The organism is Mycobacterium sp. 852002-10029_SCH5224772 (assembly GCF_001667315.1).
GTDB lineage: Bacteria > Actinomycetota > Actinomycetes > Mycobacteriales > Mycobacteriaceae > Mycobacterium.
In genome coordinates, this window is the sequence record NZ_LZHT01000005.1 from 49,449 (window position 1) to 75,439 (window position 25,991).

Annotated in this window: 24 protein-coding genes and 1 pseudogene; 8 read left to right on the forward strand and 17 right to left on the reverse strand. The window is 64.5% G+C overall.

The window, feature by feature from the left end; translation table 11 throughout:
- Positions 1-9 precede the first annotated feature (9 nt).
- Complete coding sequence (locus tag A5775_RS00820) at positions 10-1,092, forward strand: sulfate/molybdate ABC transporter ATP-binding protein (RefSeq protein WP_067245841.1); 1,083 nt, start codon at positions 10-12, stop codon at positions 1,090-1,092.
- A gap of 4 nt (positions 1,093-1,096) precedes the next feature.
- On the opposite strand, the gene A5775_RS00825 is transcribed toward A5775_RS00820, so the two are convergent.
- The 3 genes from A5775_RS00825 to A5775_RS26145 all read right to left on the reverse strand — a co-directional run bounded on the left by A5775_RS00825 (position 1,097) and on the right by A5775_RS26145 (position 3,815).
- Complete coding sequence (locus tag A5775_RS00825; protein WP_067245844.1) at positions 1,097-1,840, reverse strand: phosphoadenylyl-sulfate reductase; 744 nt, start codon at positions 1,838-1,840, stop codon at positions 1,097-1,099.
- Positions 1,837-3,504, reverse strand: coding sequence for a nitrite/sulfite reductase (locus A5775_RS00830; RefSeq protein ID WP_067245847.1), 1,668 nt, complete (start codon positions 3,502-3,504; stop codon positions 1,837-1,839). Before A5775_RS00830 ends, A5775_RS00825 begins: the two co-directional genes overlap by 4 nt.
- Before the next feature lie 113 nt (positions 3,505-3,617).
- Entirely contained in the window at positions 3,618-3,815 is a 198-nt protein-coding gene (locus A5775_RS26145; protein WP_369827752.1) for an Ms4527A family Cys-rich leader peptide, read from the reverse strand.
- 147 nt (positions 3,816-3,962) lie between these two features.
- Between A5775_RS26145 and hemW the strand changes: the two genes are divergently transcribed.
- Positions 3,963-5,135, forward strand: a complete 1,173-nt coding sequence (gene hemW, locus A5775_RS00835; RefSeq protein ID WP_067245851.1) for a radical SAM family heme chaperone HemW — start codon at positions 3,963-3,965, stop codon at positions 5,133-5,135.
- On the opposite strand, the gene A5775_RS00840 is transcribed toward hemW, so the two are convergent.
- The gene (locus A5775_RS00840) at positions 5,132-6,367 is read right to left on the reverse strand and encodes a sodium-dependent bicarbonate transport family permease (protein WP_067245855.1); all 1,236 of its coding nucleotides are present in this window, start codon (positions 6,365-6,367) and stop codon (positions 5,132-5,134) included. The two genes, hemW and A5775_RS00840, sit on opposite strands and share 4 nt — an antisense overlap.
- Before the next feature lie 728 nt (positions 6,368-7,095).
- On the opposite strand from A5775_RS00840, the gene A5775_RS00845 reads away from it, so the two are divergent.
- Positions 7,096-8,448, forward strand: coding sequence for a salicylate synthase (locus A5775_RS00845; RefSeq protein WP_067245858.1), 1,353 nt, complete (start codon positions 7,096-7,098; stop codon positions 8,446-8,448).
- Positions 8,449-8,624: 176 nt separating this feature from the next.
- Complete coding sequence (locus A5775_RS00850) at positions 8,625-9,641, forward strand: acyl-ACP desaturase (protein WP_067245861.1); 1,017 nt, start codon at positions 8,625-8,627, stop codon at positions 9,639-9,641.
- Positions 9,642-9,985: 344 nt separating this feature from the next.
- Here the strand turns inward: A5775_RS00850 and A5775_RS00855 are convergent, their stop codons facing one another.
- The 6 genes from A5775_RS00855 to A5775_RS26150 form a co-directional block, all read right to left on the reverse strand.
- The gene (locus A5775_RS00855) at positions 9,986-10,903 is read right to left on the reverse strand and encodes a MerR family transcriptional regulator (protein ID WP_067245864.1); all 918 of its coding nucleotides are present in this window, start codon (positions 10,901-10,903) and stop codon (positions 9,986-9,988) included.
- A gap of 14 nt (positions 10,904-10,917) precedes the next feature.
- On the reverse strand, positions 10,918-12,414 hold the full coding sequence (locus tag A5775_RS00860) for a flavin-containing monooxygenase (protein WP_369827753.1): 1,497 nt from the start codon (positions 12,412-12,414) through the stop codon (positions 10,918-10,920).
- A 2-nt stretch (positions 12,415-12,416) separates the two neighbouring features.
- Positions 12,417-13,337 (reverse strand): reductase, encoded by a 921-nt coding sequence (locus A5775_RS00865; RefSeq protein WP_067245870.1) that lies wholly within the window; start codon positions 13,335-13,337, stop codon positions 12,417-12,419.
- 26 nt (positions 13,338-13,363) lie between these two features.
- Positions 13,364-14,206: an SDR family NAD(P)-dependent oxidoreductase gene (locus A5775_RS00870; RefSeq protein ID WP_067245873.1), complete on the reverse strand. Its 843-nt coding sequence runs from the start codon at positions 14,204-14,206 to the stop codon at positions 13,364-13,366.
- 2 nt (positions 14,207-14,208) lie between these two features.
- Positions 14,209-15,219 carry an alpha/beta hydrolase gene (locus A5775_RS00875; RefSeq protein WP_082952828.1) on the reverse strand — a complete coding sequence of 337 codons (1,011 nt, stop codon included), beginning with the start codon at positions 15,217-15,219 and terminating at the stop codon, positions 14,209-14,211.
- Positions 15,220-15,402: 183 nt separating this feature from the next.
- Positions 15,403-15,660: a helix-turn-helix domain-containing protein gene (locus tag A5775_RS26150; RefSeq protein ID WP_067245876.1), complete on the reverse strand. Its 258-nt coding sequence runs from the start codon at positions 15,658-15,660 to the stop codon at positions 15,403-15,405.
- A 531-nt stretch (positions 15,661-16,191) separates the two neighbouring features.
- Between A5775_RS26150 and A5775_RS00885 the strand changes: the two genes are divergently transcribed.
- The 3 genes and pseudogenes from A5775_RS00885 to A5775_RS25775 all read left to right on the forward strand — a co-directional run.
- Positions 16,192-17,229, forward strand: a complete 1,038-nt coding sequence (locus tag A5775_RS00885) for an AraC family transcriptional regulator (protein WP_197512284.1) — start codon at positions 16,192-16,194, stop codon at positions 17,227-17,229.
- A gap of 78 nt (positions 17,230-17,307) precedes the next feature.
- Positions 17,308-18,201, forward strand: a complete 894-nt coding sequence (locus A5775_RS00890) for a metal-dependent hydrolase (protein WP_067245879.1) — start codon at positions 17,308-17,310, stop codon at positions 18,199-18,201.
- Positions 18,202-18,648: 447 nt separating this feature from the next.
- Positions 18,649-18,873: pseudogene (locus tag A5775_RS25775) on the forward strand (3-ketoacyl-CoA thiolase); the annotation flags it as partial.
- A gap of 24 nt (positions 18,874-18,897) precedes the next feature.
- On the opposite strand, the gene A5775_RS00895 reads toward A5775_RS25775, so the two are convergent.
- The 6 genes from A5775_RS00895 to A5775_RS00920 all read right to left on the reverse strand — a co-directional run bounded on the left by A5775_RS00895 (position 18,898) and on the right by A5775_RS00920 (position 23,524).
- The gene (locus A5775_RS00895; protein ID WP_067245882.1) at positions 18,898-20,061 is read right to left on the reverse strand and encodes an NDMA-dependent alcohol dehydrogenase; all 1,164 of its coding nucleotides are present in this window, start codon (positions 20,059-20,061) and stop codon (positions 18,898-18,900) included.
- A gap of 25 nt (positions 20,062-20,086) precedes the next feature.
- A complete protein-coding gene (locus A5775_RS00900; protein WP_067245885.1) occupies positions 20,087-20,593 on the reverse strand; it encodes an aldehyde dehydrogenase family protein in 507 nt (168 codons plus the stop codon).
- A complete protein-coding gene (locus A5775_RS00905) occupies positions 20,587-21,381 on the reverse strand; it encodes an SDR family oxidoreductase (RefSeq protein ID WP_067245888.1) in 795 nt (264 codons plus the stop codon). Before A5775_RS00905 ends, A5775_RS00900 begins: the two co-directional genes overlap by 7 nt.
- Positions 21,382-21,383: 2 nt before the next feature.
- Positions 21,384-21,590: a hypothetical protein gene (locus A5775_RS25780; protein WP_067245892.1), complete on the reverse strand. Its 207-nt coding sequence runs from the start codon at positions 21,588-21,590 to the stop codon at positions 21,384-21,386.
- Between the two features lie 121 nt (positions 21,591-21,711).
- Complete coding sequence (locus A5775_RS00915) at positions 21,712-22,344, reverse strand: TetR/AcrR family transcriptional regulator (protein ID WP_067245895.1); 633 nt, start codon at positions 22,342-22,344, stop codon at positions 21,712-21,714.
- A 55-nt stretch (positions 22,345-22,399) separates the two neighbouring features.
- Positions 22,400-23,524 carry a dihydrodipicolinate reductase gene (locus tag A5775_RS00920; protein ID WP_067245898.1) on the reverse strand — a complete coding sequence of 375 codons (1,125 nt, stop codon included), beginning with the start codon at positions 23,522-23,524 and terminating at the stop codon, positions 22,400-22,402.
- Positions 23,525-23,672: 148 nt separating this feature from the next.
- Here A5775_RS00920 and A5775_RS00925 point away from each other — a divergent pair, with 148 nt between their 5' ends.
- Positions 23,673-24,818 (forward strand): ABC transporter substrate-binding protein, encoded by a 1,146-nt coding sequence (locus A5775_RS00925; protein ID WP_067245901.1) that lies wholly within the window; start codon positions 23,673-23,675, stop codon positions 24,816-24,818.
- Here A5775_RS00925 and A5775_RS00930 read toward each other — a convergent pair.
- Positions 24,810-25,868 carry a dihydrodipicolinate synthase gene (locus A5775_RS00930; protein WP_067245905.1) on the reverse strand — a complete coding sequence of 353 codons (1,059 nt, stop codon included), beginning with the start codon at positions 25,866-25,868 and terminating at the stop codon, positions 24,810-24,812. The two genes, A5775_RS00925 and A5775_RS00930, sit on opposite strands and share 9 nt — an antisense overlap.
- Positions 25,869-25,991: the final 123 nt, after the last annotated feature.

Sequence of the window (25,991 nt, forward strand, 5' to 3'; positions counted from 1 at the left end):
GAGGATGACGTGACAGACGCCGGTACCGGCCGGGGCGACCTCGCCATCATCGTGCGCGACGCCTACAAGCACTACGGCGATTTCGTCGCACTGGACCACGTGGACTTCGTCGTGCCGACCGGGTCGCTGACAGCGTTGTTGGGTCCCAGCGGTTCGGGCAAATCGACCCTGCTGCGTACCATCGCCGGCCTCGACCAACCCGACTCGGGAACCGTCACGATCTACGGCCGCGACGTGACCCGGGTGCCCCCGCAGCGCCGCGGCATCGGGTTCGTCTTCCAGCATTACGCGGCCTTCAAGCACCTGACGGTCCGCGACAACGTGGCGTTCGGGCTCAAGGTCCGCAAGCGGCCCAAGGCGGAGATCAAGGATAAGGTCGACAACCTGCTGGAAGTGGTGGGGCTGAGCGGGTTTCAGGGTCGCTATCCCAATCAGCTCTCCGGTGGTCAGCGGCAGCGGATGGCGCTGGCGCGAGCCCTGGCGGTCGACCCGCAGGTGCTGCTGCTCGATGAGCCGTTCGGTGCGCTGGATGCCAAGGTGCGTGAGGATCTGCGGGCCTGGCTGCGCCGCCTGCACGACGAGGTGCACGTGACCACGGTGCTGGTCACCCACGATCAGGCCGAGGCGTTGGACGTCGCCGACCGGATCGCGGTGCTCAATCACGGTCGTATCGAGCAGATCGGATCCCCGACCGACGTCTATGACGCCCCGGCGAACGCGTTCGTGATGTCGTTCCTGGGCGCGGTCTCCACACTGAACGGCGCCCTGGTGCGACCGCACGACATCCGGGTGGGTCGCAACCCCGAGATGGCGATCGCCGGCGGGGACGGCACCGCCGAGTCCATCGGGGTGGTGCGGGCCACCGTCGACCGGGTGGTGGCGCTGGGTTTCGAGGTGCGGGTCGAGTTGACCAGCGCGGCCACCGGCGGATTCTTCACCGCGCAGATCACGCGCGGCGACGCCGAGGCCCTGGCCTTGCGCGACGGCGACACCGTCTACGTGCGTGCCACCAGGGTTCCACCGATCGCCCCCACGGCGACGGACGGCGCGGACGAGGCCGACGAGGACGAGAACACGCTGACGTCGGCGTGATTTCTCACGAGGCGTGCAGGCCGCATTCCGTTTTGGACATTCCCTGCCAGCGCCCACTGCGTGGGTCGGCGCCCGCCAGCGGCTTGGCCGTGCACGGAGCGCAACCGATCGACGAATAGCCTTCGTACATAAGCGGATTGACCAGCACACTGTGCTCGTCGATGTAATTCTGCACGTCGTCGTCGGTCCAGGCCGCCATCGGGTTGACCTTCACCAGCTTGAAGCCTTCGTCGAAGCCGACCACCGGGGCGTTGGCGCGCGCGGCGGTTTCGCCCCGGCGCAGCCCGGTCACCCACGCCGAGTATCCGCGCAGCGTCTTGCCCAGCGGGGCGACCTTGCGCAGCCGGCAGCATTCGCCGGGATCACGCGCGAACAGGTCCTTGCCCAGCAGTTTGTCCTGCTCGGCGACCGTGTGCTCGGGTGTGACGTTGAGCACCCGGATGTCGTAAACGGACTCGATCGCGTCCCGCGTACCGATGGTCTCCACGAAGTGGTAGCCAGTGTCCAAGAACACCACCGGCACACCCGGGCGCACCTTGGCGGCCAGATCGATCAACACGGCCTCCTGCATGCTGGAGGCCACCACGTAGTTGCAGGTGGCCCACCCGCGTGGCCCGTTGATGCCACCGAATGTCTCGTCGGTCCAACGCAATACGTCGCTGGCGCTGGCGCCCTCGAGCTCGGCAGCGCCGCGCGCGGCGAGCCCGCGCAGTTCGGCCTCGGAATGCCTGGTTGTTCGTTCGCTCATCGCAAATCGTCCTCGTCTGCCCTCATTGCCCACTGTGCGAAACGTTCACCCTCGCCGCGATATTTCAGGAAGTTGCGTGCCAGCCGCTCGATGTAGTCGACGAGCTCATCGCTGGTGACCTTGTGCTGACGCAGCTTTCGGCCGAAGCCGCTGTCCTGGCCCAGGCTGCCGCCCAGATGCACCTGGAATCCCTCGACCGAGCCGCCGTCCCCGTCGTCGACCATCTGGCCTTTCAGGCCGATGTCGGCGACCTGAATGCGCGCACACGAATTCGGGCAGCCGTTGATGTTGACGGTGATCGGAACATCGAGCTGCAGGTTGATGTCCGCGAGGCGGCTCTCCAGCTCGGGTACCAAACTCTGCGCTTTGACCCGCGTTTCGGCGAAGGACAACTTGCAGAACTCAATCCCCGTGCACGCCATCACATTCCGGCGCCAGTGTGACGGCTGGGATTGCAGGCCGAGCGCCTCCAGGCCGACGATCAGCTCGTCGAGCTTGTCGTCGGGTACGTCGAGGACCACCAGCTTTTGGTAGGGGGTCAACCGGATCCGGTTCGAGCCGGCCCGCTCGGCCAGGTCGGCCACCGCGGTGAGGATGGTGCCCGATACCCGGCCCGCGATCGAAGCGACGCCCACCGCGTTGAGCCCGTTCTTGAGCCGTTGCACTCCGACGTGGTCGATCGGATGCGGGACCGGCTCGGGCGCCGGGCCGTCGATCAGCGGACGCTTGAGGTACTCGGTTTCGAGAACTTCACGGAACTTCTCTACGCCCCAGTCCTTGATCAGGAACTTCAGCCGCGCCTTGGAGCGCAGCCGCCGGTAGCCGTAGTCGCGGAAGATCGAGGTCACCGCGTGCCACACCTCGGGCACTTCCTCGAGGGGCACCCAGGCGCCGACCCGTTGGGCCAGCATCGGGTTGGTCGACAGTCCGCCACCCACCCACAGGTCCAGCCCGGGGCCGTGCTCGGGGTGGTTGACGCCGATGAACGCGATGTCATTGACCTCGTGCACCACGTCTTGCAGGCCCGAGATGGCGGTCTTGTACTTGCGCGGCAGGTCGGCGAAGTCGGGCTGGCCGATGTAGCGGCGGGCGATCTCGTCGATCGCCCAGCTCGGGTCGAGCACCTCGTCGAGCGACTCGCCGGCCAGCGGTGAGCCCAGGATCACGCGGGGGCAGTCGCCGCACGCCTCGGCGGTCTGCAGTCCGACCTCGGCCAGCCGCCGCCAGATTTCGGGGACGTTCTCCACCTCGATCCAGTGGTACTGGATGTTTTCCCGGTCGGTGATGTCGGCGGTGTCGCGGCCGAATTCGGTGGAAATCTGGCCCACCGTGCGTAACGCGGCCGCCGACAGCGCGCCGCCGTCGCAGCGCACCCGCATCATGAAGTACCTGGCTTCGAGCAACTCGGCATTGTCGTCGCCGGTGAACGAGCCGTCGTAGCCCTGCTCACGTTGCGTGTACAGGCCCCACCAGCGGAAGCGCCCACGCAGGTCGCTCTTGTCGATGCTGTCGAAACCGTTCTTGGCGTAGATGGTCTCGATGCGCTCGCGCACGTCGAGCGGGGCGCCGGCCTGCTTCATCTCTTCGTTCGGGTTCAGCGGCTCACGATTCCCCAGTGCCCATTGGCCCTCGTTACGGGCCTTCGCGGGTCGGGCGGTGGTCATCGGAAGTTCTCCTTCAAAAGGATCGCCAGCGCGGCCAGCACCGTTCACCGGCACTGATGGGCGGCACGAAACCGTCAGCCAGCTGGAGACACAGGGGGGCTGGGTCTACCACGTCAAGGTAGACAGATACAGCTGCAAACGCGCTTGAGATCGATGTGCCGTCGCGCCACAAGCACAATGTGCGGGCTGGGCTGGGCGACAGTCACGTCGACCATTGTGCCACGGATGCTGAGGGGCCGCGCGAGCAGGTCAAATCTTGGCTCACGATGATTAAAAGTCCCGGGTAAGTCGGTGGCCGGTCCACAGAGCATGGCAACACCGAACGTGCACTCACTGCGAGAAGACGGCCCGAATCTCGCACTGAGTGCACGCTCGGCGAACAGGGACTTAGCGGTGTCGGCTCGTTCCGGGCGGGATCGACGGCCACGGGCCCCCTGTCGGCCGTGGGATCATTTGGCATGGCCATTCGCGAGGCGCCGGTCGACCTGCCCGACGTGCGGGTGACCGCCGGGCAGCCGTTTGGCATCTATGTGCATGTGCCGTTTTGCGTAACACGTTGCGGCTATTGCGATTTCAACACCTACACCCCGGCGGAGCTGGGGGGCGTCAATCCCGACGCCTGGCTGAGCGCGCTGGGGACGGAGCTGAAACTGGCGTCCACGCGGCTGCAAGCGCCGCCGGTGAACACCGTGTTCGTCGGCGGTGGGACGCCCTCGCTGCTCGGCGGCGCCCGCCTGGTGACGCTGCTGGACATGGTGCGCGAGCACTTTCCGCTGGCAGCAGATGCCGAGATCACCACCGAGGCCAACCCCGAGTCGGCCTGGCCGGACCTCTTCGACGCCATCCGGGCGGCCGGCTACACCCGCGTGTCACTGGGGATGCAATCGGTGGCACCACGGGTGTTGGGAATCCTCGACCGCATTCACACACCGAACCGATCGGCTGCCGCCGCCCGCGAGGCGCTGGCCGCGGGATTCGAGCACGTCAGCCTTGATCTGATTTATGGAACTCCGGGGGAGTCCGACGACGACCTGCTGCGGTCGGTCGACACGGCCATCGCCACCGGCGTCGATCACGTCTCCGCGTATGCGCTGGTGGTCGAGGAAGGAACCGCCCTGGCCCGGCGAGTGCGGCGCGGTGAACTGGCCGCTCCCGACGACGACGTGCTGGCGCACCGCTACGAATTGGTCGACGCGCGACTCTCCGAGGCGGGCATGTCCTGGTACGAAGTTTCAAACTGGTCGCGACCGGGTGGTGAATGCCGGCACAACCTGGGCTACTGGGATGGCGGGCAGTGGTGGGGCGCTGGGCCGGGCGCGCACGGATACGCCGGCAGCACGCGCTGGTGGAATGTCAAGCATCCCAACGCATATGGCGAGCGGCTGTCCGCCGGTGCGCTGCCGGTGGCGGGATTCGAGCAGCTCGACGCCGCCACGTTGCACACCGAAGACGTGCTATTGAAAGTCCGTCTGCGCAAAGGGCTTCCGGTTGACGTGTTGAGTGCCGAAGAGCGGGTACGCGCCACGGGTGTCGTCGCCGACGGGTTGCTGGTGTCGGCCGGCGACCGGCTCGTGCTCACGCCGCGCGGACGGCTGTTGGCCGACGCGGTCGTGCGGACGCTACTGGGTTAGGTCACTGGGAACCATTGCCCGACCATGCGGACGATCTCGATATAGAGCGGGATTCCGATGGTGACGTTGTAGGAGAACGTCAGACCCAGTGAGGCGGCCAGCGGCAGGGTCGGGCTGGCTTCCGGGATTGCCAGACGCTGGACCGCCGGGACCGCGATGTAGGACGACGCACCGCACAGCACCGCGAACAGCACGTACGTTCCTGTCTGGAAGTGGGTGTGGGTGAGGGAGGCGTAGATGTGCGCGACAATAATCCCCAGCGTCGCGAAGATGTTCGGCGCCAGCAGACCGAAGACGATGAAGCCGGGACCCGCGGTGCGCAAGTCCCTCAGCTTGCGGGCCGCCGTCATGCCCATCTCGAGCAGGAACAGACAGAGCACACCCTGGAATGCCACCACGAAGAACTTGTCGTCGGCGGCGACGACCTTGTTGCCCTGCAGCCCACTGACGAGGCCGATGATGATTCCGCCGAAAAGGAGGACCAGCCCGGGGTTGAGGAAAACCTCTTGGAAGAGCTCACGGGAGAAAAAGGGCCGCTTGTTGTCCCCCTGGGATCCGTCGGACTCCCAGTCCGGATGGTCCAGCCTTTCCAACGAGAGTTCCAACTCCGGTTCGAGGCCCCGCTCGTACTCCGTATCGAGGCCCTGGCCCTGTGGGGGCTTTGCCGCGGCGCCCGGTCCGACCCCGACCCTGGCCGATGGCGTGTAGCCGGCCTCTTGGGGCATGTACCCCGCCGGGTCCATGCCCCGATGCCGCAGTCGCGCCACCAGGTACAGCGCCACCAGGCAGCCGGGAACCTCCATGACGGCCAGCATGACCGGCATGTAGGCGTCGAACGTGATGTTGACGGTGGCCAGGACGGCCACACAGGTGGCGAAGGTTCCGGCCGAATCCGAGCCGTAATACCCGGCGACCGTCGCTCGATCGACACCTCGAAGCGAGGTCAGCAAAGTCAGCAGCAGGTAGGCGATGCAGCCGATGACGAAGTTCAGCACGAAGCCCAGCACGATGAATCCGACGATGGCACCCACGCTGGAGGCGCTGACGTTGGCGAGTTCCTCGCCACCGTGCCAGCCGATGGCCAGCAGCAGGTACAGCGTCAAGCCCTGGTAGATCACGTAAGGAAATTCGAAGCGGACCTTCAGGATCGGGATTAGGAACCCGAAGTAGAAAAAGAGTAGAAGCGGCTTGAACAGGTTGTGCGTGAAGTTGTGCCAGAACTCTTGCAGCATCGGGTGCCTCTCGCTTGAAGCGTGTGATCAGGGGAAGCACCGCCCACAACCTGGGCAACCACAACCATCCCGAGACCGTGCAAAAACGTAACTCCGCCGCTGGGGGTCCGCCACTCGGACACGCCGCCGAAAAGCCCCCGCTCAGCCCCGGCGCATCGGACTGTCCGATTTTGCTGAAGCTAGTGGTCACAGCTTCGCTGGTCGAACAACCCCGTGCGCCTTAAGCGTGAATTCGCTGTGACTTTTCTGGAGATTCACTGGGTGGACAACGGAGATCGACGCGCAGAAGAATCGCGGATGACTAGGTGCCAAATTCTTGGTAACAGCGTCATCGAGGCCGAAGGCGAGTGATGCGTGGCGATTTCGCGCCGAGCCGTTTGGGCGGGAGCCTGGCGGCGGCCCGGTCTCGGTGACGCCGGCGTGTCGCCCCCCGCGGTGTGTACTGCTCGAAAGCTGGCAAGCCGAGGTGACGGACCGGGTCGATATTGTTATCTGCCGATCACGGGCCGGCGTCGATCGAGGTTAGCTGGTGGGAGCAAAAGTGGCGTCCTTATGGTCTTGGTCTTGTTAAGGCCGCCCGGTCGGCGCGTCGTGCGGCGGCCACGCACCTCCGGATAGTTCGCTGAAAGCCCCCGAGGGCGGCCATGCGAGGAGTGTGCGCCGATCGACGGGCAATTCGATGGGAGCGGTTGCGCACAGCTACATAGGTTAGGCTACATTTACTAACCGTGACCGAGGTCAGCGTCGAGACAAGTCCCGCCGGCTCTGCGGCGCCGTCGATCCCGCTTCCCGTGCATATCGATCCGGCGGACCTCGCGGCCGAGCTGGCCGTGGTGCTGTCCGAGCGCGTCGGGGAAGAGTATCTGCTCTACGAGCACGACGGTGAATGGGTGCTGGCCACCGGTGTGCGCGCCATGATCGAGCTGGACAGCGACGAGCTGCGGGTGATCCGCGATGGTGCGACTCAGCGACAACGGTGGTCGGGGAGACCTGGACCGGCGCTGGCCGAAGCCATTGACCGGATGTTGTTGGAAACAGAACAACTCTTCGGCTGGATCGCCTTCGAATTCGGGGTCTATCGCTACGGGCTGCAGCAGCGCCTGGCGCAGGGGACCCCGTTGGCCCGGGTGTTTTGGCCGCACGGTCGTATCGTGGTGTCCCGGGAAGCTATCCGTCTGTTCGACGCGTCGGCCGACCACCGTGACGTGGTGCTGGGCGTGCTCGGCGACGGCGTGCCCGGCCTGCGCGACGCCTCGGCGGTCGACGTCGTCGCCGACCCCTCCGGCTACCGCGATCGGGTGGCGTCGGCTGTGGGAGAGATCGCGGCGGGCCGCTACCACAAGGTGATCCTTTCACGTTCTCTCGAAGTGCCTTTCGCGCTCGATTTCCCGTCCACCTACCGGCTGGCCCGCCGCCACAACACCCCGGTGCGGTCGTTCCTGCTGCGGCTGGGCGGAATTCGCGCCGTGGGCTACAGCCCCGAACTGGTCGCGGCCGTGCGTCGCGACGGCGTCGTGGTGACCGAACCGCTGGCGGGCACGCGCGCGCTCGGTCGTGGCGAGGTGCGTGACCGCCAGGCCCGCGACGATCTGGAATCGAATTCCAAAGAGATTGTCGAGCACGCGATTTCGGTGCGAAGCTCGTTGCAGGAGATGACCGAGATCGCCGAGCCCGGCACCGCGGTCGTCACCGATTTCATGACGGTGCGGGAACGGGGAAGTGTGCAGCACCTCGGATCCACGGTCAGCGGCCGCTTGGGCACGTCGAACGACCGGATGGATGCGCTCGAGGCGCTGTTCCCGGCGGTCACGGCATCGGGCATCCCGAAGGCGGGCGGTGTCGAAGCGATCATGCGCCTCGACGAAGGACCGCGCGGGCTGTATTCGGGTGCGGTCGTGATGATTTCGGCCGACGGCGGCCTGGATGCAGCGCTGACGCTGCGCGCGGCCTACGAGCGCGACGGTCGGACGTGGTTGCGGGCCGGCGCCGGCATCATCGAAGAGTCCACTCCCGAGCGCGAATTCGAAGAGACATGCGAGAAGCTGTCCACGCTCGCGCCGTATCTCATCGCGCGTCAATAGCCGGCTGATCGCTGGCCGGCGCCCATAGCCGGCCGCGTTTTGTTCGTCACATCACGATTCGGCCGTAGGGACTTTCGGCCCTATTTGCCCACGTCTGCTGAGTGTCATCTTTATGTAACCGCATGACACAGATACATTGCGCGGTACTGACCGCAACAGATAACTGGGAGGGTTTCGTGTCCAACGACCTGACTAACCTGCAGCTACTCCACGAACTCGAGCCGGTGGTCGAGCGCCTGCTCAACCGGCACCTCTCGATGTTCAAGGAATGGCATCCGCACGACTACGTTCCCTGGTCGGACGGCAAGAATTTCTACGCATTGGACGGTCAGGATTGGGAGCCGGGCCAGACCCAGCTGCCCGATGTGGCGCAGGTGGCAATGGTCCAAAATCTGTTGACCGAGGACAATTTGCCGTCCTATCACCGCGAGATCGCGATGAATTTCAGCATGGATGGCCCATGGGGCCAGTGGGTGAATCGGTGGACAGCCGAGGAGGCCAGACACAGCATCGCGCTGCGCGATTACCTGGTCGTCACCCGCACCGTCGACCCGGTGGAGTTGGAGAAGTTGCGGCTCGAGCAAATGACCAGAGGCTTCAGCCCGGGCCAGAATAACCAGGGCGATATGTTCGCTGAGGGCCTGTTCGACTCGGTCATGTACGTCTCGTTCCAGGAATTGGCCACCCGCGTCTCGCATCGCAACACCGGCAGAGTCAGTAACGACGCCATCGCCGAGCAGTTGATGGCCAGGGTGTCTCATGACGAGAACCTGCACATGATCTTTTACCGGGATGTCAGTGCCGCGGGCCTGGACATTGCACCCAATCAGGCCATGAAGTCGGTGCACCGGATCCTGCGCAATTTCAGGATGCCCGGATTCACGGTGCCCGAGTTTCGGCGTAAGGCGGTCGTCATCGCCGTTGGCGGTGTTTATGACCCGCGCATTCATCTCGACGAAGTCGTCATGCCCGTGCTGAGGAAGTGGCGCATCTTTGAACGCGGAGACATCACCGGCGAGGCCGCCCGGATGCGCGACGACCTCGCCCTCCTGGTCAAGGAGCTGCAGGATGCCTCCGAAAAGTTCGACGAGTCCAAGCAGCGCTACCTCGAGCGCGAGGCGCGCAGGACCGAGAAGATCACCGCCAGCAAAGTGCTACAAACAAAAGGGACGCTGACACTGAGCGGCCACTGAGAATAGTTATGCACAGCTCAGGGCGGTGACGAGCGCATATGGCGAGCAAATTCTCAATGGCCAGTAAAGGGTTGACAGCGAATATCCATCATTCTCATGTTTTTTCGCGGTGCGGCGCTTACATTTGTCCCAACTTCAACGGGATGGAGTATTCATGTCTGCTCTCAAGCCGAAAGTCATTCTTGCCGTGGTCCTAACCTTCGCCGCTTTCACTATGTCGGGATGCTTGGCGACGGTTGAATGCACGACTCCGATCACCTGCGTGCCGTCGTAGCATTCCCCTGCTCTAGCTTGCGCACTGACGGCACGGGGCGGCCGAGGACAATCCCGAAAGCCACAGCCGCTCAGGCCGATGAGCTCGATTCGACGAGATAGTCCGCCAAAATACGGCCCACCAGCGACTCGATATTGGATTCGATCGATGACGCGAGCGTGGCGGTGACCGTCGCCACCGCTTGAGTGCGGAAGCGCACCAGCATGGTGATCAGCTCGGCGATTTCGGCGTCGGCCGGAAGCGGTGCACCGGGCTTGATGCGGTCGAGTACGTGTTCGGCTCCCGCGCGCACCAGCATGTCGCTGATCTTGTCGATCTCGGGGACGATCTGCTCGTGCAGGTCGATGAGCTTGTCCAATTCGACGCCGTAGCCGCGGATCTCGTTGAACGCTTCGATCAGCTTCGGGCGGGTGATGGTGGCGCCGGGCCCGTCAATCCGGATCACCGCAAGCGCCACCAGGCGCTCGAACGCTTGCGGGTCGCCGACGAGTCGCTGGGCGTCGGCCAGCGGCATGGTTTCCGGCTTTTCGGTGGTCCACGGGCCAGCGATGGCGGTTTCGAGGCCCAGGACGTCGCCGAGGTTTTTGCCCTCCTCCCACGCGCTGAGCATTTCTCGTACGTGCGCAATCGTGTAGCCGCGGTCGAGCATCGAGGTGATCAGCCGCAATCGGGTCAGGTGGGTGTCGTTGAACAGCGCGATCCGCCCGACGCGCAGGGGCGGAGGCAGCAGCCCGCGGTCGCGGTAGACGCGGATGTTGCGGGTGGTGGTGCCCGCCAGCCGGGCCAGGTCGTCAATCCGGTACTCACCGGAGTTCGTGGCGCCGTGCGGGTGACGGACCGCCGCGTCGAAAAGCTGTGACACCGCGCCCTCGATGAGTTGGCGATATTCCCGCGATTGGCGCCGGACGCGTTTGGGTGCGCGCCGCACGTTGTACAGCACGCTGGCGATCGTGCCGGGTTCGGGCCGCGACGCACGCTCGGTTGCCATGTCAGTGCGCCATCTCAGGCGGATCGGGTGGCATGCGCCCGGGCGCGCGCCACCGCCTGATAGTCCTCATACCGGAAATCCCTCATCTGGCGAAGATACTGCGTGGCGAAGCCGGGATACATCGACCCGTTGAATCCGTCCTTGGTGAGGTACCAACTGCGGCACCCCGACATCCAGGTCGTCTTGGTCAGCCGGCGCTGCAGGGCCTCGTTGTGGCGACGTTGGACCTGTTCGCGCACATCGAGATAGCGCAGGTCTTGGTCGAGGATGGTTTTGATGCCGCGTACCACGTAGTCCAACTGGCCCTCGATGTAGACCAGTAGCGAGTTATGCCCCGGCCCGGAGTTCGGTCCGGTCATGACGAACAAGTTTGGATAGCCGTGCACGTTGATGCTCTTGTAAGCCTGTGCGCCATCGGCCCATTCGGCGGCCAGCGAGCGCCCACCGAGCCCGGTGACTCCGAAGGGCGGACCGGTCAGATGCACGTCGTAACCGGTCGCGAACACGATGCAATCGACATGGTGCTCGATGCCGTCGCTGGTGCGGATACCCACCGGGCTCAACGTGGCGATCGGCCAGTCGATGAGCTTGCAGTTGTCGCGTTGCAGCGCGGGGTAATATTCGCTGGAGACCAGCATGCGCTTGCACCCCGGCCTGAAGTCGGGCGTCAACTGGCGCCGCAGCCACGCATCCTTCACCTGAGCGCGCAGGTGCGCCCGCCCGAGCCGGGCGACCAACGATGTCAACGGCGTATCCCACACCAGCGCCATGGCGCTGGCCTCGTGGCCCCAGTAGAGGGCCTGACGCGCAAGCTGTTGGGTGGCAGGGATTTTCGCGAACAAGCCCTGCACGGCCGGTGGGGTGGCGGCATCCAAGCGCGGCAGCACCCAGCACGGCGTGCGCTGGAAAACCTTGACGAACTCGGCCCGCTTGACCAACTCGGGGATGATCTGGATGGCGCTGGCCCCGGTACCGATGACCGCGACGCGCTTGCCCGCGAAGTCGTAGTCGTGATCCCAGCGGGCGCTGTGGATCTTGTGCCCGCGGTAGCTGTCCAGGCCTCGGATATCGGGGAAGCTGACGTCGGAGAGCGGACCGGATGCCAGCACCACGCTGCGGGCGCGGAATTTCTTGCGGTTCTTGGTGGTCGCGGTCCAGACACCGGCGTCCTCGTCGAAGGCCAAGTCCTTGACCTCGTGGCCGAACTTGATGCGGCCGCGGATGCCGAACCGGTCGGCCATGTCCTCGAGGTGGCGATAGATCTCCGGGGCGGGGGAGTAGGTTCGCGACCAGGTCGGGTTCTTCACGAACGAGTACGAGTACAGCAGCGACGGGACGTCACAGCTGGCACCGGGATACGTTGTGTCGCGCCAGGTTCCGCCGACCCGGTCGGCGCGCTCCAGCATCACGATGTCGTCGACTCCGGCTTCGGCCAATCGGGTCGCCGCACCCAATCCGGTGAAGCCGGCTCCGACGATGAGCGCCGCGTGGACGCGGTTGTTGTTCGCCATTTTCACGCCGCAGGCTCGTGGGTGAGTTCCCCAACCCATGTCGGTACCGACGGAAGCAGGGGCCGCGGATATCGGTCGGAAAGCCACACCATCGAATTCGCCAGCAGGTGGTACGGATGGCGTGGATTCGTGACCACTCCGGCGTAGCGCCTCAGGAAACGATACGTCGGTACCCGCCTGGTACGTTCGCCGCGATCACCAAGCTCTTTGAATCGTTTCACCGCCCGGTAAAGCCGCTCGGGCTCCATGCCCATGGCGGTGATCTCGTTGCGGATCCTGTTGATCAGCGGTGCACCCATGATCGCACCGATGATGAGACCCGGAGTGGCATTGTGGCCGACGAAGTCGATTAGCAACCGGCGGATCTTCGCATGTCCGATCATGTCGAGAACTTCGAAATCGACGACCAGATGGCGTGATTCGTCATTGTTGATCTTCTCGAAAACCTGGTGGCAAACGGGGTCGTGCACCTCGTCGAGGAGAAATTTCAACAGCGCACCGTCCAGCGCGACTTCGAGCATCGGAATGACGGTGCCGAGCAGAGACAGCGGCATGTCGTCGGCCCAGCGGTCCAGCCAGTCGATCGCCAATCGGATGTTCACGTTCGGCTCGGGAATCTCACCGTCTTCGAGCATGCCCCAGCGCTTCATCAGCGCCAGTTCGGCATTGGCGTGGCGCTGCTCCTCGGCGTGGAAGTAGCGGTAGATCTCGGCGATGGTCGGTGTGGGTGCCTTCTTCGCCAGCGCCGCGAAGCCCCTGGCACCGATGTTCTCGATCCAGCACAGGTCGGCCATGAACGCCTTGAGCTGTGGCCGCTGTTCATCACTGATTGTTTCGGCACCGGGTGCGTCCCAGTCGATATCGGCGAGTGCCCACTGCCGGTCTTTGATCTTGGCGAGCATGGCTTCCATGTCGATGGCCACCGGGAGCTCCTTTGCGTTGGGTTTGTTCAGGGCAGGTTGATGCGGGAGATCAGGCCGGCCGCGCGCGTATAGGTTTGCGGGGCCAGGCGTTTGACGTTCCAGCCGATCTTGGCGTCGAACTGCGGCATGCAGTACAGTTCGCCGCGGTCGTGTGTGTCCAAACAGATTCGCGCGACTTTGTCGGGCGAGAGTCCGGTCCAGCGCATCAATTTGGCGGCAAGCTCGTTGGATTGCTCGCTGATGCGGCCGGACTCGAGAATGTTGGTCTTGACGAAGGTCGGACACAGCACGGTGACCCGCACCGCCGTGCCGGCGAGTTCGGCGGCCAGGGTCTCCGACAGCGACAGCACACCGGCCTTGCTGACGTTGTAGGCGGCCATTCCCGGAGCGGCACCGAATGCCGCCGCGGAGGCCACGTTGATGATGCCCCGGGGCGTGCGGGGCGGCTCGGCGTCGCGCAGGATCGGGGTGAACACGTGGCAGCCGTGGATGGGACCCCACAGGTTGATGCCCAGGGTCCAGGACCAATCGTCCAGGGGCGCATCGCCGATGGCGGCACCGCCGGCACCGACGCCGGCGTTGTTGATCACCAAGGTGGGTGCCGTGGCGAACCAGGACTGTGACTGTTCGGCCAGTGCCTGCACCTCGTCGAATCGTGATACGTCGCAACGCATTGCCACCGCCTTGGCGCCGTGCTCCGCGATCGTGTCGGCCGTCCGCTGCGCTGCCGCCTCGTCGATGTCGCTGCACACCACCGCGCCGCCGCGACGGCCGAGTTCGACGGCAAAGGCGGCGCCGATACCGCTTCCGGCGCCGGTGACCACCGCCGAGGCGCCCCGGCTGATTTTGGGCTTGTTGAGTCCGAACATTGTCAGCGGGCCTCCTCGGCCGGGATGCGGGCGTCCTGCAGGGCGTGGGCGATGAAGCGCGCGACGTAGGCCATGGCCTTGGCGGCCTCGGGTGTCATGCGTGGCAACGCCTGGAAGACGTGCACCTGGTGGGGCCAGATTTGGAGTTCGCATCGGCCCCCGGCGGTTTGGATGTCGTCGGCGAGTTGGCGCGCGTCCCCTTGCAGCATCTCGGCGCCGCCGGCCTGGATCAGGGTGGGCGGAAGCGCGGGGCCACCGGCGACGTCGAGCGTCAGCCGCTGGTGGGTGAGGTCGACGCCGCTGTGGTAGAGGCCGACCAACCGGACCGCGTTGGCCGTCCGGGTGGCCGGGTCGGGGCGTATCCGTTCACGCGCGAGCGACAGCGCGAAGGTGAGGTCGTACAGGGGAGAGAACAACACTTGTGCGGCAGGGTGATTGGCGGCGATTTCGGGTTGCAGCAGCAGGTCGACGGACAAATGACCGCCCGCCGAATCGCCGGCGATCACGATCTGGTTCGGCGGTACGCCGCAGGTGTTCACCAGCCAGTCCCAACCCGCGCGAACATCGTCGGCCGCGGTGGGGAAGCGGTGACGCGGGGCCAGTCGGTAGTCCACGGAGAACACCGGCAGGCCGGTCAAGGACGACAGCCAGGATGTCAACCGCCGGTGCGTCTTTGGCGAACACACGGCGTAGCCGCTGCCGTGCACGTAATAGATGGCTCCCACGGTGGTCGACGAGCGCTCGGCTTCGCTGGTGGGCGTTCGCGGCCCGTAGACCCATTCGCCCTTGACTCGGCGGCCGTCGGGCAACTTGGCGTCCACCGGATCGACGCGGGCGCCCGCGAGCGAGGGGCCGAACGTCCCCATGATCCTGGCGATGATCTGGCGCGACAGCCACAGCCCCCAGGCCCGTTCTGGCGGAATCACGCTGGTGATCGGCCGCAGGGTGTACGCACTTACCGCCGCCGCGCCGCGGGATCGCAATGACCCGCGAGCCGGAACGCCGTCCGTCATGCAATGCAGTCAATCGCAAATGGTGACATTAGTCAATGGCAGCTTTGGGGCGGGTGTTGGGGGCTCACGGCCACTAGCAGCTCTGCGCCTGTCATCTCGCCGGTAAGTTCACTCCGCTTTCGAAGGGGCGATCGGCGCGACAATGCATGGCAGTGAACCAGAACAGATTCCGGCGCGCGCAACTCAGGCGTTGGGTCGGTGTGCCGAGGCCTCCGAGGGGACGGAGGTGGCCCGGTACGCTCGCGGCGGGGTGCCGGTCCAGCGCCGGAAGGCGCGTCGGAACGCGCTCGTTTCTGAGAAGCCAAGGCGGGCGGCAAGGTCGGTAATCGTCTCTTCGCCGTGCACCAAGGCTTCGATCGCCCGGTCCCGGAGCACCTCGTCGCGGATCCGCCGCTGCGAGGTGTTGTCCGCGCGGAGGAGCCCGCGCAGGTGGGGGTGCACTCATCGACAACCGGTCGGCCAGCTCGTCGGCGGTCATCCACGGCCCGTTCGGGCTCCTCTCCATGATGATCCGGACCTGTCCGGCGGTCGTGGTGGTGTGCTCATGCGAATAGAACAGGATCCCGGGTGCCTCGCGGAGGAAGTCTTTGAGATCGGCTTCGGCCCGGACCACGGGTCTCGTGAGCGCCTCAGCGTCAAACGACATGCGTATTTCGTGCCGCCCACGCCGTCGCCGAATGAATGTACACAGTCGGGTACGGGTCGACTCTGCGGACTGTGCAGGTGAGCCGGTTGCGCACGATTTGTATCCCGGCAGCGGCAGCTACGTGCTCACTTCTGTGAGTACGGCCCGTATTTTGCAACGCCGCCCCTGGACCAGCGACCGCCGGTTGCCTAACTTGGCCAGACTTGATGCGTGGGTCCAGCCTTGATCGGCAGGCAACGACAGCTCACGGCACAGCTGAAGTTTTGCCATCGACAGATCGCGGTGAGGACGCCGCCTGCGGACTGGAATTTAATATATTCGGACATGTGTCGATAGACGATGTGACGCAGCCGGATTGGGACATTCCCCGACCGGTGGCAACCTGCCGGCATCTGCTGGAGGCTGCGCGGTTGCATCGGATTGATGCGTCGCAGTGCCTTGCCGGTACCGGTGTCACGCCGGCCGATATCGAAGACACAACGACCGAGGTCCAAGCAGGCCAGGAACTGGCGATTCTGCGTAACATCCTGGCCCGCGTGACAGATCCCCACGAGTTCGCGCGCGACGTCGGTTTGCAATACAACTTCGCCAACACCGGTGTGTTCGGCTATGCGCTGCTGGCGAGTCCGACCCTGGGCGACGCGGTCAACATCGCCTGCCGGTACGCAACACTGTCGTCGACGTTTCTGCGGCTGACCCGCCACGACGCTCTCGACGGCGTCGTACTTGAGTTCGATGACAGTGCCGTGCCGGCCGACGTTCGGAGCTTCATGTTGGAGCGGGACCTGTTCGCGATCACCAGCATGGTGCCGCTGCTGATCGGCCAGCTTCACTCCGATGCGCCGATCAAGGTCGAGCTGCCCGGTCTCGAATTCCCTATCGAACGGCTCGAGTTCCCCGGGGTGACAATCGAACTCGACCCATTCGCGGCACGCAGCGCTGTCACCATCCCGTTCGTGTTGCTCGCACTTCCCATGCCGGCGGCCGATCCCGTCGCGGCCCAGGCATGTGCCCAACAGTGCGAAGAGCTCTTGCAGACGCGTCGTCGGCGTCGCGGAATCGCCGCGCAGGTGCGATCTCGGCTGATCCGTGATCCTGGCGTGCTGCCGTCGATGGCGGTGACCGCCGAGGAACTGTGCATCACCGAGCGCACGCTGCGCCGCCGTCTCGCGACCGAACACACCAGCTACCGTGCATTGGTCGACGAGGTGCGGGTGACCCTTGCCTTGGCCATGCTCGAATCAGGCCTCACCGTGGAGGAGACAGCACGCCAACTCGGCTATTCGGAGACGGCCGCATTCAGTCGCGCGTTCACCCGGTGGGTGGGTACGCCGCCCAGCAAACACCGGGTCCGCGGACCCTGACAGGGTGTCCGAAAATATCAAATCCTTGTCCGATCCGCACATTCCGCTCGCCCGGGCGGCGGACCTAGCATCGTCGACATGACGAACGTGACGACATTCCCGGCCGTCCGACGACTAAACTTCGGGTTCGATGCGCAGGACGCGCAGACCAGAACCGACAAGTACTTCGCCGACGGCAACATGGTGTTCAGCCACCTGGTCGCGATACTGTCGGCGATCTTCCCGCCCGGGGAGGACATCTTCGTCCGGTCCGTGCGCCGCTACAAGGATCAGCTCGCTGACCCAGACCTGCGCAATCGTGTGGCCGGCTTCATCGGGCAGGAGAAGACTCACGGCCTGCACCACCGCGAGCTCAATGAGCAACTCACGGCGATGGGGTACCCGACCGCATGGTTCGAGTACCTGCTGCAGAGCACCGAGCGGATGGAGAAGTTCCTGGACAAGCAGTACCCCAGCCCGGACCGGCTGCCCCGACTTCGCCACTTCTTCCTCGGATTCACCGTGGCCGCAGAACATTTCACGGCGGTTTGGGCGGAGAACATACTCAAACGCCCGGAGGTGCAGGTGATGATGCATAGCTCAGAGATCCGCAATCTACTGAACTGGCACGCGCTGGAAGAGCTTGAGCACAAGTCGGTCGCCTTCGACGTCTACCGGGCCGTGGGTGTTCCGGAATCGACGCGCATCCGTTGGATGCGCTTCGCGCAGAACTGGGGAATCGTGCTCCTGGTGCTGGCCTCCTGGATCTCGATCGCCACCACCGACGTGGAGGGCCGCCGTCAGCCGTTGCGGATCCTCAAGGAGACGGTGCAGATGCTCCGTAACCCGATGTGGCGGGGGTTCTACTCCGCAATGCGACCGTTCAAGAAGCGGGATTTTCACCCCGCTCAGATCGACACGACCGAACTCGTCGCATACTGGCAGCGAGAACTCTTCGGATCCGAAGGTCAGCTCGCCGGCCACCTGAGGTGAGGAAGCTGCCCAGGCCGCCCAGATAGACCGGGCGGCAGGGCTTCCCGGATCGATAGTCGGCCCCTCGCCATCGGTAGGTCGACGCCGCTGTCCAGCCATGACACGGGGTGAGCCGATTATTCATGATCATCATGGATGAAGGCGATTATCCATTGGCTAGGGCGCCAAATCGTTTCTCGAGCAGGGTGATTCAGTTACCTTGCCTGAAGAAATGACTCGAAGTTGAGACAAGAAGCGGATGACATGACGTGAGACAAATTCGCATCGGCGCAAGTCAAGTGGGTGTCATAGGACATCAGAAATGAGAACCTACAACTACTACTAGCAGTCCTAGTAGCTGGAGCGCGGTCCACGTTGGGAGACGACGATCACCGAGACGCTTTGCGGCTCACCGAGATGTCTTCTCGGTGCGACCGATTTCGCCGCTGACCGTCAAGTCGTCTTGTCGAGTCCCAGGGATGGCTGGATGGCGGTAGGCGCATTGCGCTGGACGGTGAGTTGCCGCCGAACACGCATGGCGGCCCAGTTGTCGGAGGGACGCCTGCACGGATTCGGGTTCCTCTACGAGGCGGTGCTCCAATTGCGCCATCAGGCGATAGCCGTCAGGGCAACGGTGCGCGGAGCGCCGTCGTCAGTACGGGTGGAGGGGTCCCGCCCGGGGTCATGCTGTTGGACGTGCGACGTAGCGTCGCGGCGCTATTCGAAGGCGATGACGCCGCGGATGTTCTTGCCGGCGCGAAGGTCTTTCATGGCCTCGTTGATGTCATCGAGCTTGTATTTCTGCGTGACCAGCTCGTCGAGCTTGATCTGGCCCGCCTCGTACATCGCCAGGAGTTTCGGCATTGCCTCGCGCGGGTTCATCTCTCCGTAGAGCACACCCTTGAACGTCTTGCACGAGCTGACCATGTCAGTGAGGACGATCGGCACCATCAGGTCGGTGATCTTCGGCATCCCGGTCAGCACACAGGTTCCGCCCTTGCGCAACAACATCATCGCCATCATTATCATGTCCGCGGGCACGATCCCCGGTGTGAGCACGACCCGGTCGGCCATCACGCCCCAGGTGATCTCCCTGACCAGTTCCAGCGCCGCACCGACGTCGGTCGCAGTATGGGTGGCGCCGAACGTCGGTGCGATCTCACGTTTGAACTCGTTGGGGTCGACGGCGATGATCTGCTTGGCGCCAGCGACTTTCGCGCCCTGCACGGCATTCATGCCGATTCCCCCGACGCCGACCACGACGACGGTATCGCCCGCTTGGGTACCTGCAGCCACCGATCCTGACCCGAACCCCGTCGTCACGCCGCAAGACACCAGTGAGGCGGCCTCTAGGGAGATCCAGTCGTGGACTTTGATGAGCGAGCGCTCAGAGGCCACCACGTACTCGGAGAAGGTGCCGACCTGCATCATGGCCATGAGGTCTTCGTCGCCGAGGTGGCGACGGCGTGTGCCGTCGGTAGTCATGGCTTTGCTGTAGATGTCGGCGCCCACGTCGCACAGGTAGGTATAACCGCTGGCACACCATCGGCAGTTGCCGCAGGCGGGTAGGAACGAGACGGCCACGTGGTCACCGGGCTTGAGTGTCTTCACTTCGGGGCCAACCGCTTCGACGACCCCGGAGCCCTCGTGCCCGCCGAGCATCGGAAACCATTCAGGCACCGCAAGGCCGGATGCCCGCATCATCTCTTCCATCTCCGCGGTCGGCACACTGTCGCCGGTATAGAAGTGCTCGTCGGAGTGACAGATCCCCGCATAGGCCATCTTGACCAGCACTTCGCCCGCGTGCGGCGGATCGAGCTCAACTTCGGCGACTTCCCAGTCTTCACCGACACCGCGCAGGACTGCTGCCTTGGATTTCATCGCGCATCTTTCGCTAGAGGGCCGGTCAGGAAGCCGGCCAGCCGACAGTTTTTGTCTCGGTGAAGATCTCGAGTCCCTCGATGCCGCATTGCCGGCCGACGCCCGACTTCTTGTAGCCCAGGCCGAACGCGTCCTTGTCGGGAAGCGTTCGCTTCCAACCGAATTCGCCGATCATATCGGCGGGCCAGGTCAATGCCTCGTTGAGGGGCACGTCGAGCTGCGGCCCGTAGGTGGACAACACGGGACAGCCCACTTCGGCGACGAGTTCGCTGCGCAGCTCCTCACGTTCCTCCTCGAGCGCCGCATGGAGTTGCCGCAGTGCGGCGGCGCGCGCATCGCCGCTGTGTGACCACTCGGTGGTGTCGAACGCATGCCGCGCCGCGGCGATGGCGCGTTCCATGTCGGCGCGGGTTCCGTCGCTGGTGGCGCCGAGGATCTCTTCCGTCGCCGGGTTGATGTTGTCGAACTGCCGTCCGGTTTCGGGCTCGACGAGCTTGCCGTCGATGAGCATTCGGGATTCGTGGTTCACCATTGCCGAAGTTCCTTCACTGCGTCGGAGGCGCGCGGGGCCAGTGTGAGAGAGGGAATGAAACTGCTGCTGCCGCAACGGATGACGGAATGGACGACTTCGGTCAGATGCTCGACGTCGACGAGACCGCCCAGCATGTACTTGTTCTCCATCCAGTACTTGATGGCCGATTCCAGTGCGTCGGGGTCCCAGCTCTTGTTGAACTCGGTCTGCGCGTCGCCGGTGCCGCCGAGGCTGTCGCCCACGGCGAGACGGGTGAAGCCGATCTCCGGGTGTTCGATGCGCCACGCCTCGACGAGCTTGTCCAGCGCGCCCTTGGTGACCGCGTAGGCCCCGAGCAACGGCCACGGGGTGGTGTAGGAGGCACTGAGCGACGACAGGTACACGGCCGATCCCGCGGCCGCGGCCAGATATGGCGCCGCCGCCGCGGTGACCAGCGAGGCGCCGGTGACATTGGTCGCGAACAGCTGCGCCCATTGTTCCGCGGTCACCTCACGCAGTGGAGCCAGCACGCCCATGCCGGTCGTGTACACCAGGGCGTCGAGGCCGCCGAGCGCGCCGGCCACCTCGGACATGGCCTTGTGGCAATCGTCGGTCACGGTGACGTCACAAGCAACGGCCACCGCGCCGTTGCCGGCGTCCTTGGCGGCGTCGACCAGCCTGTCGTATCGGCGCGCCAGCAGCGCAACGCGCGCGCCCCGGTGAGCCAGTCCGGTGCCGATGCATCGCCCAAGGCCGGCGGAGGCGCCGACAACGGCGACCCGTAACGGTGGCTGTCCCTGCTCAGACATTGTCAGACATCGAGTTTGGCGCTGACGGAGCTGAGGGTCGCGCCCGCGGTGTGTTCGAACGGTGCGAACGAATACCATCCGCAGGCATCCTCATAGCTGATCTTGTTGACCTCGTCGTCGTACTTGCCGGCAATCCTGCCCTCGAACTGGTCCGGGCGTTCCACCCGATGATCGTCGGCGCTGACCAGGATCATGTCTTCGGGCTGCATGGGTCTCCTTGTGCAGAGGTTGAGAGCGAGGTTATCAGTTATGCGGAAGAACTATAGTTAGAATGTGGAAATACACATTTCCACAACCGCAGCGCTGGTTCATGTGCATTGACTAGAATGATCACCGCCGCAATGTTTTTCGGGGTTCGACGGCAAACGAGAGCAATAGTCGGTCGAGGATCTTGGCGGCCCGCCGGCGCGCCTTGGTGGGGTTTGGCGCATGCGCAACCAACAGTGCGGCTTCCTCGAGCGCTGCGACCAACATGTGGGTCAGCTCCCCGACGGGTTGGTCGTCGATGATGCCCGCCGCGATCGCCTCGCGGACAACGTCGTTGATGAGGGCGATGCTGTTGCCCTCCTGGATCTCGCGCAGAGTCTGCCAGCCCAACACCACCGGGCCGTCGATCAGCATGACCCGCTGCACTGCGGGTTCGGTCGCCGCCTCGAGAAATCCGTGCAGACCGCTCGTGAGCCGCTCCCATGGGTCCGCGCCGGGCGGGGGAGCGGCGATGGACCGCAGTGTGAGGTCGTTCTCGACATCTTCGAAGACGGCGCGAAACAGCTCAGCCTTGTCCTTGAAGTGGTGATAGAAGGCGCCGCGCGTGCCGACGCCCGACTTCGTCACCAGGTCGCCGATGCTCGTATTGAAGAAGCCGTGTTCCACGAACAGTTCCCGGCCCGCCTCGATCAGGTCGCGACGCGTCTGCTCGCCACGCGCACGCCGATCGTCGTCCGCCCCACCGCGCTGCGCCATGCCGATGATCGTAGCAACATTCAAGCTGTATGTTGAGTGCCGGGCCGGGACCGCTTCAACGCACGATCCCACGGACGGTCATGAGTCCGAGGTCGGCGTGGGACTTGAAACCCGGCGGCGCGTCGCAGATCGCTGGAATGGAGTTCACGGGTTCCATCGCGGTCCAGGCGTAGCCGATGTGGCCGGGCTTCGCGTGATCTCGTGCAGCCTCGCTACCTCGCAGGATCAGCTCGGTCCCCGGCTCGCCGTCGATCACCACCCGGTAGTGGTAATACGGCTCCCATTCAGGCTTCGGGTCGATGGCGTCGTGTTCGATGAAGGAGTAGAGCTCGTGCAAGGTGATGAATGGCCTACCGTCCACCCACGCCGTCCAGAGGTGATGCTGCGATGCGACGGTGCCCTGCTTGATCACACCTTTCAGGCCCGGCATGTCCATATCCGGAGTTCCTTCATAGGGAATGTCGCGGGTAGCCGTGCCCAACTCCACGTCCGTCGTGAACTTCTCCACCGTTTTGCCCAGCCCTTCGACAACCATCGTCAGCGACTGCGCGAACAACGACCACGCATCTTGGAAGAGATTGCCCTTCGCGAACTCAGTTGGGGTTTTTCCGAATCCCATCTCGTCCAAATACTTCAACGTGTCCTTGTTGAAGTTCACCGCCTCGTAGATGTGGATGTGGTCGGTCTTGCCGACGATCCGGGCCAGCGTCAGAACGAGCAGATCCGCCGCATAGCCCGGGTGGATGCCGCCTCCGTGGAACGAAGTGCCGCCGGCTTGGCACGCCGCTTCGATCTTGTCGATGTCCGCGCTGTTGGTTTCGGTCCGATGCCACCACGCGCCACCCGAGGCGACGACGCTCTTCCCCCCGCGGAGCAGGCGGCAGATCTCGTCGATGTCCGACCATAGCGGCGCGTAGAACACGCAATCGGCGTCGAGCGCCTCCAGGGCGGACTTATCGGTGGTTGCCAGCACGCCGATCGGCGCCAGCCCGACGAGTTCGCCTGCGTCTTTGCCTACCTTCTCCGGGCGATTGCACAGCACCCCGACCACGTCGTAGAGGGGGTTGTGCGCAAAGTGGCGTAGCGCCAGCGTGCCGACATTGCCCATGCCCCACTGAATCACGCGATATCTTTTGTCGACAGGCGGCACGCGCGATTCCAGCGGCGATGCGAGCGTCATTGCGTCTCCTTAGCACGGCGACCCCCTGCTCAGAAAAGCTAACACGGCCGAAACTACGATATTCGATTTTCGTAAACGCATGTTTCCGACACGTAGGAGCGCGGCATGCCCGTCGATCTTGACAACCTTCATCCGGTATGTTCCCGCTATGGCAGACGATGAGGTTCGCGCGTACGGGTCGGTCGCTCCTCTGAAAGTCGGCTTGCTCAACGACTATCCGACCACAGGCGACACCGACAACGACAGCCTCGACGCGCTGCGGCTGGTGATGGACGAAGCCCTTTCCTCCGGGCTGCTCGACCGGCCGATCGAACTCGTCACCCGCAACGCGGTGGGCTTGCCCAACGGTACCTATCTTGCGGTCGAACGGGCCTTTGACGAGCTCGTGGCGGAGGGGTGTCTGGCCATTTTCGGCCCCTGGGTGTCGGACAACGTGGTGCCGCTTCGATCCCACGTCGAGGCCACCGCACGGGTTCCGATCGTCACCCTGTCGGGTTCGGAGGGGGCTCTCGGCGACTGGTGTTTCGCACTGAACAACGGCTCGATGCCCGAGGAGCCGGTGATGTTGGCCGCTGTGATGATCGGCGATGCTCGGTCGCGCGTCGCCATTGCCTACGAGTCGTCGCTCATCGGCAAGGAGTATCTCGCCTTCGCCCAAAAAGCTTATGATGCAGCGGGGTTGAAGGTGGTTGCGACCGTGGCGATTCCCCAGGTCGAGGCTGACAAGTCTGAAACGGTGACGGCGTTGCGCGAGTCGAAACCCGACGCCCTGGTGCACGTCGGATTCGGGCATGGCCTGTGGGGTTTCACAGATGCGCTGCTGGCCGCGGGCTGGGATCCGCCGCGATACACGACAACGGCGTTCGAAATGGCGCATATCAACGCCGAGTGGATGCGGCACCTGGCCGGCTGGATCGGCCTGGACAGCTACGACGAGCGCAATACTGTCGGACAGGCCTTCCTCGACCGCTTCGAGGCGCGGTACGGTCGCCGGCCGGGGCACTCGATGCCTTGCCTGTCGCACGACGCGGCCACCGTGATCGTGCGTGGGCTCGCCGCGGCGCGCCCGCTGACCGGCGAAGGTGTGAAAAACGGAATGGAGCAGGTGAAGCTCGTCCCGTCGGCCAGCGGCGCACCGGGAACGTTTTTGCGGTTTGGCCGGTACATCCGACAGGGCTGGATGGGGTCGGACTATCTCGTGGCCCGGCGGGTGTTGCCCGACGGCAGCGCGCACGCTTTCCACGCGGCGCCCAGCGACCACATCGCACGCGCGGTCGCCTGCGGTTCAGCCTAGTTGGATCGCGCCGAACACCGGTGCTGTCACGATGCCGGGTGGTTGGGCCAGTACGTAGGGAATGGCGCGGACCGCGCCCATGGCGATCATCAGGTGACCGGGCATGGCGTGCTGGCCCGATGGTGCCGCGCCGTCGAACGCCACGTCGAGTTGGAGTTCAAAGCTCGGCACACCTTTGATGACCGCGCGGATCAGCGGCGCCTTTTCGCCGGGTGTCAGTGGCGTCATGCCCCACTGGGGAAGGTCGCGGGTAAGAACCCACTCCTCGTGAATGGCCAGCAACGGACGTCCCGACCAGTGACCGACCCACGAGAAACGCTGCCCGACAACCGTTCCCGCCTCGATCGTGCCGGCCAGGACGTCGATGTCGTGGGGCAGTGTTGTGGCGTCGACCTCCACATCGATGTGGGACAGGGTGATCCCGAGGACGTCAGCCGTGGCATTGAGGGCCTGGCGGTAGGCCATGTCGAGCTTCTTGATGATCGGGGAGTCAATGCTGACATCTTCTGGTGGCCTGCCCATGCCCATGAGGTCCACGAGCATCGGCCGACTGTCCACGGCTGATACGTCGGTGGCCTCGTAGAGGTCGATGCGGTCGATGGTCTTACTCAACCCCGTCACGGTTGCGACGAGCCGCTCAAACATAAAGCCGGGGTTCTCGCCCGCCGCGTGGAAGCGTGAGCCGCCCTGTCGGCACGCCCTCGCGAACGCCGATTCGGTCTCCGCGCCGTAGGTGGGTAGGTGGTTGTACGACGTCGTGGTGATGACGGTGCTGCCCGCCGCGAGGAGGCGGCAGATGTCCTCGGCGTTCGTCTCGATGGCGTGGGCCTTGCTGGCCGCGTGCATAACGACATCGGCGCCCAGGGCGATGATCTCGTCCTTGTCCGCGGTCGCGATCACACCCGTCGTCGGCGGCAGCCCGCAGAGCGCGCCCGCGTCGAGACCGGCCTTCGCCGGGTCGTACACCAGCACGCCCGTCAACTGATAATGCGGATTCTCAATGATCTCCTGCAGTGCGGCCCGACCGACGGCGCCGGTCGCCCATTGCACGACTCGAATGACCAATCGAATGCTCCGTGTTGCGCTTTCGGATTTCCCCGAGGTTCTGGTTCGTTCAACCTACATCATGTAGGTTTGCAACCGACAAGATGTATGTTGAACCGCCGTACGGGA

What these genes read in the sequence shown, in the direction of transcription:
- A5775_RS00840 (WP_067245855.1), bottom strand. Translation starts at nt 6,367, where the DNA reads ATGCTGCAAGAGTTCTGGCACAACTTCACGCACAACCTGTTCAAGCCG.
- A5775_RS00870 (WP_067245873.1), bottom strand. Translation starts at nt 14,206, where the DNA reads ATGTTCGGACTCAACAAGCCCAAAATCAGCCGGGGCGCCTCGGCGGTG.
- A5775_RS00915 (WP_067245895.1), bottom strand. Translation starts at nt 22,344, where the DNA reads ATGGCGCAGCGCGGTGGGGCGGACGACGATCGGCGTGCGCGTGGCGAG.
- A5775_RS00925 (WP_067245901.1), top strand. Translation starts at nt 23,673, where the DNA reads ATGGCAGACGATGAGGTTCGCGCGTACGGGTCGGTCGCTCCTCTGAAA.
- A5775_RS00855 (WP_067245864.1), bottom strand. Translation starts at nt 10,903, where the DNA reads ATGGCAACCGAGCGTGCGTCGCGGCCCGAACCCGGCACGATCGCCAGC.
- A5775_RS00890 (WP_067245879.1), top strand. Translation starts at nt 17,308, where the DNA reads ATGACGAACGTGACGACATTCCCGGCCGTCCGACGACTAAACTTCGGG.
- A5775_RS25780 (WP_067245892.1), bottom strand. Translation starts at nt 21,590, where the DNA reads ATGCAGCCCGAAGACATGATCCTGGTCAGCGCCGACGATCATCGGGTG.
- A5775_RS00860 (WP_369827753.1), bottom strand. Translation starts at nt 12,414, where the DNA reads ATGGCGAACAACAACCGCGTCCACGCGGCGCTCATCGTCGGAGCCGGC.
- A5775_RS00895 (WP_067245882.1), bottom strand. Translation starts at nt 20,061, where the DNA reads ATGAAATCCAAGGCAGCAGTCCTGCGCGGTGTCGGTGAAGACTGGGAA.
- A5775_RS26145 (WP_369827752.1), bottom strand. Translation starts at nt 3,815, where the DNA reads ATGCTCTGTGGACCGGCCACCGACTTACCCGGGACTTTTAATCATCGT.
- A5775_RS00905 (WP_067245888.1), bottom strand. Translation starts at nt 21,381, where the DNA reads ATGTCTGAGCAGGGACAGCCACCGTTACGGGTCGCCGTTGTCGGCGCC.
- A5775_RS00830 (WP_067245847.1), bottom strand. Translation starts at nt 3,504, where the DNA reads ATGACCACCGCCCGACCCGCGAAGGCCCGTAACGAGGGCCAATGGGCA.
- A5775_RS00875 (WP_082952828.1), bottom strand. Translation starts at nt 15,219, where the DNA reads ATGACGGACGGCGTTCCGGCTCGCGGGTCATTGCGATCCCGCGGCGCG.
- hemW (WP_067245851.1), top strand. Translation starts at nt 3,963, where the DNA reads ATGGCCATTCGCGAGGCGCCGGTCGACCTGCCCGACGTGCGGGTGACC.
- A5775_RS00920 (WP_067245898.1), bottom strand. Translation starts at nt 23,524, where the DNA reads ATGACGCTCGCATCGCCGCTGGAATCGCGCGTGCCGCCTGTCGACAAA.
- A5775_RS00825 (WP_067245844.1), bottom strand. Translation starts at nt 1,840, where the DNA reads ATGAGCGAACGAACAACCAGGCATTCCGAGGCCGAACTGCGCGGGCTC.
- A5775_RS00900 (WP_067245885.1), bottom strand. Translation starts at nt 20,593, where the DNA reads ATGGTGAACCACGAATCCCGAATGCTCATCGACGGCAAGCTCGTCGAG.